Here is a 12,668-nt window from a genome sequence, read left to right on the forward strand (position 1 = left end):
GCGACACCATGTCTAGCCATTCCCCCTCTGCGCCCCGTCAGCCTCTGATTGCGGGCCGAAGCAGCATTCATAGCGAACTTGTTGAACAGCTGACGCCTGATTGGTTGATCGACGCCACGCCGCAGCGGCGGGCAGCCATAAAAGCCAGCGGCTCGCTCCCGCCGCCGTGGTTCTCGCGAGTATCCAGTGCGCAACAGCAGGCGTTGCAAGAGCGCTTCAACGACAGCTTCGTGTCCCAGTCCCGGCTCGACAAAACGATGTCGTCGCTACCAGACGCCGAAAGCTTTGCCGAGCCGTTACTGCGCAAGGCGCTGAAGGATCAGTTCGGGGTCGAAGCCGACGTCAACAAAACCTTGATATGTCTGAGGCGAGCGCTGGAAGTCAGCGATTTTCAAATTGAGATCAACTCGTTCGAGGTGTTGAAGCTTTCGTTGTTGCAGGCGGCACTGCATAACTTTGAAGCGTCCGAATGTGAGCCAGGCGCTTTTCATCGCGGGTCGGGGTTTGTGGTCGAAACGTCGACGCCTGGTACGTTCGAAGTCGCGACCCTTGATGTGTCGGTCACGCAATTCCTCACGCTCTGCCGCCAACTGGATATCGGCGCGCAGTATCAAACCCGTGTGGAGGCATTTTTTCAGACAACGGATGCGCAGACGGACACGACCCTGCCCGAGCAATTCGTTGCCAGCCAGAAAGCGGCAATGAGGGCGGCCGCCGAACTGGCGCTGCTGAAAAACGACATCGAACCCGACGATTACACAATGATCCTTTCGGTGATTGATGACGAAATCCATCCCCGGGTCGGCAACAGGCCGGTCTGGTTTCGTGACCTGAGCCTGATGAAGCGCAGGATGACCGGCTGCGTGGTGTTCAGCATCAGTGAAAAGTATCGCTACACGAGCGATTTCATCGTCTACATTCCCCACGATCCCGAGCACCCGCTCAAACGCTACACGTCCGAACAGATGCGAGAAGAGTTCAAGCGCCAGTTCACCGCCCGCGATGCCTTACCCGCCAGTGACAGCGGGCCGACCACCCACCAGCGTTTCTTCAGCCAGTTTGTGGCCTACACCGACCGGCCTTATTACTTCGGTCAGTTCACCCGCAAGGTTGCCGACCCTGCGACCGACCCTTTGCATTCATTGTGGATGAAGGTCGCTCAGTACGTGCCCCCGTTGTCGGCCGTCGTCCGGATCAAGGAGCTGCCGCCAGAGCCTGCGGGTAAACGTGAGCCGGTCGACGATCCTTATCTCAATCCCTTCGGGATCGTTCGCGAAGGTGTGGCGGGTATCTGGTCCGCCAACAGCGACCTGTGGGCCTATCTCTACGAGCAAAACCGCAAAAAAGTCATCGCCGACGCCCGCAGCCACGCGGTGCCCACGGCGGACGTCGATGCGCGAGTGCGGGCGGAAAAGCTCAATCATCTGCTGGAAATCGGCTTGCTGGGCCTGAACATGGTGTCGATGTTCGTGCCGGTGCTGGGTGAGGTCATGCTGACGGTCATGGCCAGTCAACTGCTGTACGAGTCGTTCGAAGGGGCGATCGAGTGGAGTGAGGGTGATCGCACGGCGGCCAAGGCGCATCTGGTCGATGTGGCTGAGAATCTGGCGTTGATCGCGGTGATGGCCGGTGCGGGCAAAGGCTTGGCCAAGCTGGGGGCGGTCAAACCCGAACCAGTGGTCGAGCGTCTGGAACCCGTCAAGCGCGCCGACGGCAAGGCGCGCTTGTGGAAACCGGACCTGAGCGCCTATGAAAGCCACTTCAGGCTCGATCGCGATTCAGTTCCGGATGGGTTGGGGCAGCATTGGGTCGATGGCAAAGCCTTCATCCGGCAGGGTGGCAAGGTCTATGAAACTGTCTTTGATCCGGCACTGAAGAAGTGGCGCATCAAACATCCCGTCGACGATCAGGCGTGGCAACCCATACTCGAACACAACGGGCTTGGCGCCTGGCGTCACACGCTGGAGCGTCCCCGCACATGGGATCGCCTGACACTGCTGCGGCGCATGGGGCCTGTCACCGAGGCATTTACTGATGAGCAACTGCTCGACATCGCCGAGGCCTGTGGCGTCGAAGACAATGCCTTGCGCAAAATGCACATGGATCACTTTGCGCCCCCACCGGAACTGGCTCATGCCATGCGGCTGTTCGAAGGCGAGCCTGGCATTGGCGCAACCCTGCTTGAAAAACTGCAACGTGCCTGTCCGGGGCTGAGTAATGCCGCCGCCCGCAGGGTTGTGCTGGATGCCAATGCCGAAGAGCTCTCGCGTCTGAGAAAGACGCGTCGAATTCCACTGAAAATGCTGGAGGAGGCGCGTTGGTATGTGCAGCAGGGGCGTCAGGCCCCGGCGTTCACTGGCCAATTATCGCCAGTGCTGGAACAGCGCAGCGGCCGCGACAAGGCATTCAAGCCACCCGTACGCGTAACGGAACGCAGGGTGGGCTACTACGCCAGCGGGCGCGGGCAGGGCATGAATCCTTCGCTGGTGACCCGGGTTCAGGACGTCTATCCGGTGTTGACTGACCAGCAAGCCAATGGATTTATCCTGGCGCAGCTACGCGCAGGCAAAACCGACGCACAGATTTATAACCTCTTGCAGGCGCGTCTGCGCGAGTGGGAAGTACTCGAGTCGACCCTCGATCAATGGGTCGGCGAACCCGTCCCGGCATCTGAATTGCAGTTCATGCTGGGGGGCAAGGCGTCGGTCGCGCAGAACATCAAGCAATGTTGGCGCAACTCACCGTTGGCAGAGGAACAGGCCCGGTACAGGTTGCTGGAACTGGTTTGTGACGATCCAATACCGCCGTTGACCGCGCAATTCTCCCATGTGAGTGATCTGTATGTCCGCGGTCGGTGTATCACGGACGCCAATGCCGATGGGCTTCTGGCCACGTTTCCCAATCTGAAAAGACTGCGAATCAATGCCACGGGGGATGAGTTCAGCAACGTACCCATGGCATTGAGCACCCTGCCGGCGCTCAAGGACCTGAACCTGTATGCCGTCGCTCCATACGCCGCCGACATGCCCGCAAGGTTGAACAGGTTGACCACACTTGAGGCGCTCAGTGTCAGTTCCTCCGGTTATTCGCCGCTGGCGCTCGATGTCACTGGCTTGCGTGAATTGCGCCGACTGGAAGTGCTCGCGCCTGCGATGGTGGAATGGCCTGCCGGAGTGCTCGAGCTTCCCCATCTGGAGCGATTGAACCTCAAGGGAGCGGGAATCAGAACGTTGCCTGACGGCATGTTCAAAGGGCATGAAAAACTCTGGTCCGGGCTGTCGCTGGATTGGTCGATCGTCCCGCGTGAGCACTTCAAACCAGCCTATGAGTATGTGAAAAATCACCCCTTGCACCTGGTTGATCTGGAAGAAATGGTCAGGGGTTACAGCAAGGGCGAACTGCGACGGCTTGGCGAAGGCATCAACGATTCCTTCGAGAGTTTGTTCAATCAGTTTGTCGAGCAATGGCCGAGCGCCAAGGCAAGGTTCGACGCGGTCGAGGCCATGAGTGAGGAGCACGCGTTGCTCGACCGGCGACTCGACAACTGGTCCCATCGCGCCGCGCAGTCACCGATCGATGTCAAAGAGGTGATGGGACGCATCTGGGCGGCAAACACCCTCAGGGCCAGTTGGCGTGACGGGGTGTTCAAGCGCTATGGCGCGACCGTCGACGCGTCGATACTCGACCTGCCGAACCTGGAACTCAGTGCATTTCCCGACCTGCCAGCCGGCGCGTTCCAGCATGTGCAAACGTTGTATCTGAAGGGCAATACAGCGGCGGCGGAGCATGTTCAGGCGTTCCTCGCCGGCTTCACCGAAGTTGAAAGGCTGGAGTTGAGTCACAACAATCTGACGCAGGTACCGATTGCGCCGGGTGACCTCGGGAAGCTCACCCACCTGAATCTCTCCGACAATCGCATCCTCGACAGTTCGGCGGTGCGGCAGAGTTTCAATGGGCTTCAAAAGCTCGAATTCCTCGACCTGCATAACAACCCGCTGAGCGCACTGGATGTCAGTGCCATGACTCGCCTCAAGGCACTGGGTTTGCGGGCGACAGACCTCCAGGAATGGCCGGCAGGCGTGCAAGATCTGCCGGACTTGACCTGGCTGGATTTGCGCGACAGCAAGATCGCCTCGATGCCTGCGCAGATTCCGGATGAGATGTTACTCAAGACTGACCTGGCCGGCAGCCCTTTATCCGATCCCGCGCTCGCCGCGATCAAGTCGGCACGGCAGCGACTGGAAATTGCCAAAGTCCTGCCGGAAGGGGCTCTGCAACGATTCAGCCGGGAAGAAGTGCCGGCGCTGTTCCCGCCGCTGGAAAGCGGGTTTTCGATTGCACGGCATCTGCTTGCGCTCTCGGACATCCCGTCGGGGGAAGGCGTTGCGAACCTGACGCACCGTTTGCAACGGCTCAAACCGGCACTCGCCGATGATGACGCTTTGGCGCTGATCGAAGAGTTGCGCCGAAGCGGGTCGACGGATGTGCAAATAAGCGAGCAGTTTGCCGGTTGGGAGCAAACCTATGAGGCGCTCACCCGGCAACTGAATGGCTGGTTGTATACGCGCGGCGTACGCGGCGCTGGCTGGATCCTGTCGTCCAGCACCCGCAGGCAGGGTGCCTTGCGGATTCTGGAATGCTGGCGCGCAGGTCTGACCGGCAACGAAGGGGGTGCGGGCACGGCGCTGAATCTCAACGGCCTGCAACTGGGCGATCTACCTGCGTTGCCGGCAGCGTTCGAGCATGTCACCCGTCTGAACCTGACCAGCGTGAAACTGACTGGTCGGGGGTCTGACGAGTTCCTCAGCGCGTTCACGCAATTGCAGAGGCTGGAACTCACTGGCAATGATCTGGACATCATTCCCGAGCCGGTCAGGCACATGGACAAGCTCGAACGCCTGGAGCTGTCCTCGAACCGGCTGGACGATAGCGAACACTTGCATACCGCGCTCAGTCCCTTGCAGCGCCTGCAATGGCTGGACCTGAGCTACAACGAACTGGAAGCCTTTGATGTCACGGATTTCGAGGCATTGGAGACGCTTGATCTGCGCAACAACGATTTGACCGAGTGGCCGCAAGGCGTGCTCGAGGCCAGCCGCCTGAGATCACTGAATCTGAGCGGCAACGGCATCGTCTCCATTGCGCCGCAAGCGCTGGATGGCAGTCATGACCTGCTCATGGCCGGCACCGACCTGACCGACAACGACGACATGTTGTTAGAAAGTCTTGAGCGGTTACGGGCTTACCGCGATGCGGGCGCTCACGACACCGTGCTGGGCTTTTCACGTGCGGATCTGGACCTGATGATTGATGACGCACACAACTTCGGGGAAAGCAGCACGGAAAGTATCGAACCGGATGAAGACCTCCCTGAAGACGAGCCGGACTCAGAACAAAAAACACCCTGGCTCGCCAATGCCCTTCCCGAAGAACTGGCCACCCAAAGCGAAATCTGGAGTCAGCTGGCGGCAGAACCGGACAATGCGGCGTTCTTTCATTTGCTCTCGCGATTGCAGGACACGCGCGAGTTCCGGGTGGCAAATGCCGACCTGACTCGGCGAGTGTGGACCGTGATGGAGGCCGCCGTCGGCAACACCGAACTTCGCGAGGTCCTGTTCGCCAGTTCCGCCACCCATGGCACCTGTGTCGACGGTCGGATCCTGACGTTCAGTGGCCTGGAAAGCAAAGTGTTCACGCACAATGCCTTGCTCGAGATTCCTGCCGGACGCGTGGGCGCAAAAGGCGAGGCACTGTTGAAGTTGTCCCGGCAGTTGTTCCGGCTCGATAAGGTCGACGAGTTGGCAACGAAAGCGGCGAGTCATGGCGGTCGGGATGAAGCCGAGGTACGCCTGGGCTATCGAATTGGCCTTACCGATGGTTGGGATGATGGCCTGAGCCTCCCCGGGCAACCGAAACACATGACCTATGCGTCAGGCGTCACCCCCCAACAACTGGCGGCCGCACGCCTGGAAGTCGTCACTGCCGAGCGGTCCGATGGCTTTTTTGAGGATTTGATCCAGCGCGATTACTGGGTGGCTTATCTCAAGGAGAAACACCCTGACGTGTTCAAGGCGCTCGATGAGGTGGAAGTTATGGATGTGGATCAGGAGGCGGGCGCTGATGACCCGGCTTTCTTGAGTCAGCTCTTTGATCACGCCGCAGCGCGCAATGCGAAGTTGATAGCGCTTTCTCGCAAAGAGGTGGCTGACATTGAATCGTCCACGAGCGGTGCCGGTTCATCCGTGAGTGCGTAAAGCGCTCCCCCCGACGCCATCGCCGGCAAGCTGGCTCCTACAGGGAAATGCGTATTTCTGCAGGAGCCGGCTTGCTGGCGATAGTGGTTAACGCTTGCGCGTAAAGGCTGGCAACACGCGCGGCAGCGATCAGTTGTCGTAACCGAGATTGGGTGCCAGCCAGCGCTCGGTCACGCTCAATTCCTGGCCTTTGCGCGACGCATAGCTCTGCACCTGATCCTTGTCGATCTTGCCCACGGCGAAGTATTGCGCCTGCGGGTGAGCGAAGTACCAGCCGCTGACGGCCGCTGCCGGGAACATTGCGTAGTGCTCGGTGAGGAACACGCCGCTGCGGCCGGCACGCATTTCCTCGGCTTCTGGATCGAGCAGGGCGAACAGCTGGGCTTTCTCGGTGTGATCCGGACAGGCCGGGTAGCCCGGAGCAGGGCGGATACCGCTGTACTGTTCCTTGATCAGTGCTTCGTTATCCAGCGCTTCATCCTTGGCATAACCCCAGTAGTCTTTGCGCACCTGCTGGTGCAACCACTCGGCGCAGGCCTCGGCCAGACGGTCGGCGAGGGCCTTGACCATGATCGAGTTGTAGTCGTCGCCAGCGTCCTGATAAGCCTTGGCCACTTCTTCGGCGCCGATGCCGGCAGTGGTGATGAAACCACCCACGTAGTCGGTGAGTTCGCTGTCCTTGGGCGCGACGAAGTCGGCCAGGGAGAAGTTCGGCTTGCCGTCGGTCTTGATGATCTGCTGACGCAGGTGATGCAGCTTGGCCAAAGGCTTGCCGTCATCGCCGTAGAGTTCGATGTCGTCATCGCGCACCTGATTGGCCGGCCAGAAACCGAACACCGCACGGGCGCTGATCAACTTCTCGTCGATCAGTTTGGCGAGCATTTCCTGGGCGTCGGCATAGAGCGACGTGGCCGCTTCACCCACCACTTCGTCCTGCAGAATGCGCGGGAACTTGCCGGCCAGGTCCCAGGAAATGAAGAACGGCGTCCAGTCGATGTATTCGGCCAGGACCTTCAGATCGATGTTATCGAGCACCTTGGTGCCGGTGAATGTCGGTTTGACCGGCTCGTAGGTGCTCCAGTCGAACTGCGGCTTCTTCGCGATCGCCGCCGCGTAGCTCAAGCGTTCGGTGCGGGCACTGCGGTTGGCGGTGCGCTCGCGGACATCGATGTAATCCAGACGGGTTTTCTCGACGAAACCGGCCTTGAGTTCCTTGGACAGCAGTTGGGTGGCGACACCGACCGCCCGGGAGGCGTCGGTGACGTAGATCACCGCATCGTTGCTGTACTTGGGTTCAATCTTCACCGCGGTGTGCGCCTTGGAGGTGGTGGCGCCACCGATCATCAACGGCAGGTGGAAGTCCTGGCGCTGCATCTCGCGCGCCACGTGGACCATTTCATCCAGTGACGGTGTGATCAACCCGGACAGACCGATGATGTCGCATTTTTCTTCCTTGGCCACCTGAAGGATTTTCTCCGCCGGGACCATCACGCCGAGGTCGACGATGTCATAGCCGTTGCAACCTAGCACCACGCCCACGATGTTCTTGCCGATGTCGTGTACGTCGCCTTTTACGGTGGCCATGAGTATCTTGCCCTTGGCTTCCGGTTTGTCGCCTTTTTCCAGTTCGATGAACGGGATCAGGTGGGCCACGGCCTGCTTCATTACACGGGCGGATTTCACCACCTGCGGCAGGAACATTTTGCCGGCACCGAACAGGTCGCCGACGATGTTCATGCCGGACATCAACGGGCCTTCGATCACTTCGATCGGGCGCGCAAACGACTGCCGCGACTCTTCGGTGTCTTCAACGATGTGGGTGGTGATGCCTTTGACCAGCGCGTGTTCCAGACGCTTGTTGACGTCCCAGTTGCGCCACTCTTCGGTTTCCGCTTCCTTGACGCTGCCGTCGCCCTTGTACTTGTCGGCGATGGCAAGGAGGGCGTCGGTGCCCTCCGGAGTGCGGTTGAGGATCACGTCTTCCACGGCATCGCGCAGTTCAGCCGGGATCTGGTCGTAGATCTCCAGTTGACCGGCGTTGACGATACCCATGGTCAGGCCGGCGCGGATCGCGTACAGCAGGAACACCGAGTGGATCGCCTCGCGCACCGGGTTGTTGCCGCGGAACGAGAACGACACGTTGGACACGCCACCCGAGGTCAGCGCGTACGGCAGTTCGTCGCGGATATAGGCACAGGCATTGATGAAGTCCACAGCGTAGTTGTTGTGTTCTTCGATGCCGGTGGCCACGGCGAAGATGTTCGGGTCGAAGATGATGTCTTCCGGCGGGAAGCCGACTTCGTTGACCAGGATGTCGTAGGAGCGTTTGCAGATTTCTTTCTTGCGCGCTTCAGTGTCGGCCTGGCCGGCTTCGTCAAACGCCATCACCACGACTGCGGCGCCGTAGCGCTTGCACAGTCTGGCGTGATGAATGAACTGCTCGACGCCTTCTTTCATGCTGATCGAGTTGACGATGCCCTTGCCCTGGATGCATTTGAGGCCGGCTTCGATCACTTCCCACTTGGAGGAGTCGATCATGATCGGTACGCGAGAGATGTCCGGTTCACCGGCGATCAGATTGAGGAAGGTCACCATGGCCTTCTTCGAATCGAGCATCCCTTCGTCCATGTTGATGTCGATCACCTGGGCGCCGGCTTCGACCTGCTGCAGAGCGACTTCCAGGGCTTCGGTGTAGTTGTCTTCACGGATCAGGCGGGCGAACTTGGCGGAGCCGGTGATGTTGGTACGCTCGCCGACGTTCACGAACAGCGAGTTGCGATCAATGGTGAACGGCTCCAGGCCCGACAGGCGGCAGGCCTTTGGGATCTCCGGAATCGCACGCGGCGCATAACCGGCGACGGCTTTGGCGATGGCTTCGATGTGGCCAGGCGTGGTGCCGCAGCAGCCGCCGACGATATTGAGGAAGCCGCTCTGGGCGAATTCCTCGATGACCTTGGCGGTTTGCGAAGGCAGTTCGTCGTATTCACCGAATTCGTTCGGCAGGCCGGCGTTCGGGTGCGCGGAAACGTGGGTGTTGGCCTTGTTCGACAGCTCTTCCAGGTACGGGCGCAATTCGCTGGCGCCGAGGGCGCAGTTCAGACCGACCGAGATAGGTTTGGCGTGGGCCACGGAGTTCCAGAACGCTTCGGTGGTCTGGCCGGACAGGGTACGGCCGGAGGCGTCGGTGATGGTGCCGGAAATCATGATCGGCAATTCGACGCCCAGTTCTTCGAACACGCCTTGCACGGCGAAGATTGCCGCTTTGGCGTTGAGGGTGTCGAAGATGGTTTCGATCAGGATCAGGTCGGCGCCGCCTTCGATCAGGCCTTTGGTGGCTTCGGTGTAGTTCTCCACCAACTCATCAAAGGTGACGTTGCGGTAGCCAGGGTTGTTGACGTCCGGCGACAGCGAGCAGGTGCGGCTGGTCGGGCCGAGTACGCCGGCGACAAAACGCGGCTTGTCCGGGTTCTCGAGGGTTTTCGCATCGGCAACCTTGCGCGCCAGGCGAGCGCCTTCTACGTTCAATTCGAAGGCCAGTTCTTCCATGCCGTAATCGGCCATGGAGATCCGGGTGGCGTTGAAGGTGTTGGTTTCCAGAATGTCGGCGCCGGCATCCAGGTAGGCTTTCTCGATGCCGCCAATCACGTCAGGACGCGTCAGCACCAGCAGGTCGTTGTTGCCTTTGACATCGCTCGGCCAGTCGGCGAAGCGTTTGCCACGGTAATCCTGCTCCTCGAGCTTGTAGCTCTGGATCATCGTGCCCATACCGCCATCGAGAATCAGGATGCGCTCTTTGAGGGCGTGCTTGAGAGCTTGAAGGCGAACACTGCGATCGGACATTAGGACTACTCGGAAAGACCATGACGAAGGGCCGGGATAATAGCAAACCTGTGCGGATTTAGAGCATGTCCGGGTTTTGCATGAATATCGTTCATGTTGAGGTGGGTGCCAGACCGGTAGAATCGCGGCGTTTTTTAAAGGATCGGGACCAGGGACATGTCGTATCGCGTTGTCATCAGCAGTGTATTGCTGTTTTTAAGCTGGGGCGCTGTGGCGCAAGGTCCGGGGATATCCTCTGGCAGTTCTTCTTCGATTTCCTACATCCGCGACATCCAGCCGATCTTCACCGAAAAGTGTGTAGCCTGCCATGCCTGCAATGATGCAGCCTGCCAGCTCAACCTCGGCAGTGGCGAAGGTGCGGCGCGCGGTGCGACCAAAGTCCCGGTGTATGACGGTGATCGCAGCCAGGCCGTGGCACCGACCCGATTGTTTTATGACGCGAGCGGCAAGCAGGCCTGGCAGAAAATGGGCTTTTACTCGGTGCTCGACGCCCAGAGCAATCAGGCGGCCCTGATGGCGCGCATGCTTGAGCTGGGTCACCGTACGCCGCTGCAACCCAATGCCAAGTTGCCCGAAGACATCGTCCTGGGTTTGAACCGGGAAAACATGTGCGCGATGCCCGCCGAGTTTGATGGCTACGCGGGTGCCCACCCGAAGGAAGGCATGCCGCTGGCGGTCACCGGCCTCACCGATCAGCAGTACCAGACGCTGCAACGCTGGCTGGCCTCCGGTGCGCCGATCGATGAGCAGGGCCTCGTGCCGAGCGCGAAAGAGGCGTTGCAGGTGGTGCAGTGGGAGAACCTGCTCAACTCGCCGGGTGCCCGGCAGAGCCTGGTAGGGCGCTGGTTGTACGAGCACTGGTTTCTCGCGCACATCTATTTCAAGGACGGCGAGCCGGGGCATTTCTTTCAGTGGGTGAGATCGCGCACGCCGACCGGGCAGCCGATTGACATGGTCAAGACCCGACGCCCGAACGATGATCCGGGCAGCCAGTTTTACTACCGTCTTTGGCCGGTGCAGGGTGTGATCGTTCATAAGACTCACATTACCTACCCGTTGAGCGCGGCGAAGATGGCCCGGGTCAAGAGCCTGTTCTACAGCGGTAACTGGCAGGCCAGCGCGCTGCCGGGTTATGGGCCGCATAGCCGGGCCAACCCGTTTGCGACCTTTGAAGCGATCCCGGCCCAGGCGCGTTATCAGTTCATGCTCGATAACGCCGAGTATTTCGTGCGCACCTTTATTCGCGGCCCGGTTTGCCGGGGGCAGATCGCCACTGACGTGATCCGTGACAACTTCTGGGCACTGTTCCAGGCGCCGGAGCACGACCTCTACATCACCGATCCGAACTATCGCGGCCAGGCCACGCCGTTGCTGGCGATGCCGGGGCAGAACGACGATGTCGGCAGCGTCTTGAGCCTGTGGCACGACTACCGCGACAAGCGAAACGAGTACGAAGCCTTGCGCCGCGACAGCTACGCCGATGTGCCGGCGCCGAGCTGGTCGGCGCTGTGGGCCGGCAACGACAATGCTTTGCTGAGCATTTTCCGCCATTTCGACAGTGCCGCCGTGACCAAAGGCTTGATCGGCGAAGTGCCGCAAACCCTGTGGTTGTTCGATTACCCGTTGCTCGAGCGCACCTATTACCAGTTGGCGGTGAATTTCGACGTGTTCGGTAACGTCTCCCATCAAGCGCAGACACGCCTGTATTTCGATTTGATCCGCAATGGCGCCGAGCAGAACTTCCTGCGCCTGATGCCGGCGGATTCGCGCGAGGGGTATCTTGATGACTGGTACCAGAGCAGCGGCAAATTCAAGATGTGGCTGGACTACGAAACCATCGACAACGACAAGCCGACTGCGCTGAAACTGGACGAAAAAGACCCCAAGCGTGATTTCGCCATGCAGTTGCTGGCGCGTTACGGCGATCTCAACGCCAATCCTGACCCGATCAATCGCTGTGACGGCGCCTATTGTTCGCGGCCGAACATCGATCCTGAGCTGCAAAATGCCGAACAAGCCTTGAGCACACTCACGGCGCGACCGGCAGCCGGGCTCAGGGTCATCGATCAACTGCCGGAAGCCACTATGTTGCGTATCCAAACGTCGAGCGGAACCCGCGTGGTCTACAGCCTGCTGCGCAACCGCGCTCACAGCAACGTGGCTTTCCTGCTCGGCGAATCACTGCGTTATCAGCCAGGGCTGGACACCCTGACGATTTACCCGGGCGTCCTGAGCAGCTACCCGAATTTCATGTTCAACATCCCGGCCGAAGAGGTTCCGGCGTTTGTGGCTGCGATGGAAAATGCCAAAGATGCCGATCGTTTGGAGAAAATCGTCGAACGCTGGGGGATTCGTCGCAGTCATCCGCAGTTCTGGCAGTACTTTCATGATTTAAGCCGCTACATCCAAGAGACCGAACCGGTGGAAGAGGGCGTGCTGGACATGAACCGCTACGAAAACCTGTGAAAAGCCAGCGATCCTCCGGCAGCGCCTGCTGGGGGATCGTGGCAATCTTTCCCGACAAAAATACTAGGACTTTGTCCGCGGCGATGATTGGCGTAAACTGCGCCCAAG

Annotated in this window: 3 protein-coding genes; 2 read left to right on the plus strand and 1 reads right to left on the minus strand. The window is 59.8% G+C overall.

The window, feature by feature from the left end:
- Nucleotides 1-8 precede the first annotated feature (8 nt).
- On the plus strand, nt 9-6,254 hold the full coding sequence (locus tag M5G20_RS05205; RefSeq protein ID WP_273918227.1) for an NEL-type E3 ubiquitin ligase domain-containing protein: 6,246 nt from the start codon (nt 9-11) through the stop codon (nt 6,252-6,254).
- A gap of 129 nt (nt 6,255-6,383) precedes the next feature.
- Here M5G20_RS05205 and metH read toward each other — a convergent pair whose 3' ends face one another.
- Entirely contained in the window at nt 6,384-10,094 is a 3,711-nt protein-coding gene (gene metH / locus M5G20_RS05210) for a methionine synthase (protein ID WP_273918228.1), read from the minus strand.
- Nucleotides 10,095-10,250: 156 nt separating this feature from the next.
- Between metH and M5G20_RS05215 the strand changes: the two genes are divergently transcribed.
- The gene (locus M5G20_RS05215) at nt 10,251-12,560 is read left to right on the plus strand and encodes a fatty acid cis/trans isomerase (RefSeq protein ID WP_273918229.1); all 2,310 of its coding nucleotides are present in this window, start codon (nt 10,251-10,253) and stop codon (nt 12,558-12,560) included.
- Nucleotides 12,561-12,668 lie beyond the last annotated feature (108 nt).

The organism is Pseudomonas sp. TNT2022 ID1044 (genome assembly GCF_028656895.1).
GTDB lineage: Bacteria > Pseudomonadota > Gammaproteobacteria > Pseudomonadales > Pseudomonadaceae > Aquipseudomonas > Aquipseudomonas reinekei.

Excerpts from the sequence above, each read along its gene's own strand:
- M5G20_RS05205 (WP_273918227.1), top strand. The coding sequence starts at position 9 with ATGTCTAGCCATTCCCCCTCTGCGCCCCGTCAGCCTCTGATTGCGGGC.
- metH (WP_273918228.1), bottom strand. The coding sequence starts at position 10,094 with ATGTCCGATCGCAGTGTTCGCCTTCAAGCTCTCAAGCACGCCCTCAAA.
- M5G20_RS05215 (WP_273918229.1), top strand. The coding sequence starts at position 10,251 with ATGTCGTATCGCGTTGTCATCAGCAGTGTATTGCTGTTTTTAAGCTGG.